This is a genomic window from Bradyrhizobium sp. P2_E8, assembly GCF_056403875.1.
Genome location: NZ_JBFUES010001262.1, coordinates 1 through 1,845, shown reverse-complemented (window position 1 = coordinate 1,845; position 1,845 = coordinate 1). Strand labels below are relative to the sequence as shown.

2 protein-coding genes are annotated in these 1,845 nt (G+C 65.1%); both read right to left on the bottom strand.

The genetic code is table 11. From position 1 onward, the window contains the following. Positions 1-1,125 (bottom strand): HAMP domain-containing protein (locus tag AC1D00_RS39330; RefSeq protein ID WP_477014386.1); only part of this gene is annotated, 1,125 nt, incomplete at its 3' end. A 306-nt stretch (positions 1,126-1,431) separates the two neighbouring features. Beyond that, positions 1,432-1,845 (bottom strand): methyl-accepting chemotaxis protein (locus AC1D00_RS39325; RefSeq protein WP_477014385.1); only part of this gene is annotated, 414 nt, incomplete at its 5' end.

Sequence of the window (1,845 nt, the reverse complement as noted above, 5' to 3'; positions counted from 1 at the left end):
GACGGCCTGAACCTTGAACTCCTCGACTGCGCCGGCCATCTCGCCGATCTCGTCCTTGCGGCCGAGGCCCGGCAGCACGACGTCGAAATTGCCCGAGGCCAGCTCGCGCATCGCTTTGCACATCGCGATCATCGGGCGCGAGATGCCGTTGCCGAGCATCAGGGCGAGCACGGCGCCGATGGCCAGGCCGCCCAACGCCAGCATCAGCATCAGCCGTTCGGTCTCCCCGATCGTTGCATTGGCGCTGGCCTCGATGCGCTGCTGATCGGCGGTCAGGTCCGATCGCAGCTCACCCGAAAGCTTGAGGATGGACGCCGCCGTCTTGGTCATCTCGCCGTTCGACTTGACGATGACCTTCACGTTCTCCGTCAGCTTGGCAAAGGAGGTGCGGTACTGCTTCAGCAGATTGCTGATCTCGGTGACGCGGTCGGTGATCTTCTGGTCGCTGGCATAGATCGAGACCAGCAGGGTCTCCAGGAACTTGATGCGGGCGATCACGCCGTCGGCAGTCTTCGGCTCGGGCTTGGCGACGAAGGCGCTGACCGAGGTGGAGACCGCGAGATATTGCGAGGTGACGTCCTTGGCCGTGGTCTGGACCGAGGCGAGCCCGGCGAGCGCCGCGGTATCGGCAAGGTCGTCGAACTTGAAGCGGATCTTGTTGCCGACGCTGTTGAGCTCATCGGCCGCGATCTTGTTGTTCTCGCGCGTCAGGGTGATGATCTCGCCGAATACTTTCGTAAAGCGCTGGAACTCCGCCTCGAGCTTGCCGACCTGCTCGCGGCGCGCGGCGCCGGTCGTGGCGGACGCCGACTTGGCGATCGCCGCCTTCAGATTCTCTTCGGCCGCCTTGGCCGCGGTCTCGTCGTCTGCCGCGCCGGTCAGCGTATAGGCCCGCGCCAGCCCCTGGTAGGCGATCAGCTCGCGGTCGACGGTTCGCGCGAGGTCCGCTTCCGCCACGCTGGTCCGGTAGGAGGCCACGGCGGCCTGGATCCGCTCGAAGCCGAAATAGGCGAAAGCCATGCTGACGGCGAGGATGGCCAGCACCGCCACGAAGCCGAGGATGATTTTTGCGCGAAAGCGCAAGGTTGGCAGTTTCGATGTGTTCGGCTTGGACTTGACGGACATTCCCCCACCCCATTCCATTCGCGGAAAACCAGGCGCAGCCCGGAAGCAGCCCGCTTCCCGACTCGTGTGCACGGTAATTGGCAAAGGATAAGCGGCGGTAAATTTGCGGCGTCGCAACTTGCGGTTCGGTGACGCGGGGGAATGCTCACCGTTGTCCTGGACAAGCGAGCGGAGCGAGCGCCGATCCAGGACCCATTACCCCAAGGCGGGGTTTAGCGAAGACTCGGGGTTACCGGCGCACGCCACGACTTCTCCCTGGGGTAATGGGTCCTGGCTTTCGCCAGGACGGCGAAGGGGTGAGAGGGCTTACGCCGCCCGGATATTCGCCATGAAGCGGTCGAGCTCGGCGCGAAGGCGGGTGCTTTCGGATGACAGCGTCTTGGCCGAGTTCAGCACCTCTTCCGAGGCCGAGCCGGTCTCGGCGGCGCCGCGATTGACTTGGCCGATGTCGGTGGCGGCGGTCTGGGTGCCCTGGGCGACGGTCTGGACGCTGCGCGCGATCTCCTGCGTCGCAGCGCCCTGCTGCTCGACGGCGCTCGCGATCGACGTCGAGATCGACGAGATCTGGCCGATGGTCGCGCCGATCTCCTTGATCGCGGCAACCGACTCGGCCGTGGCGCCCTGCATGCCCGTGATATGGGAGGAAATCTCGTCGGTTGCTTTCGCCGTCTGGCTGGCCAACGACTTCACTTCGCTGGCAACCACGGCAAAGCCGCGGCC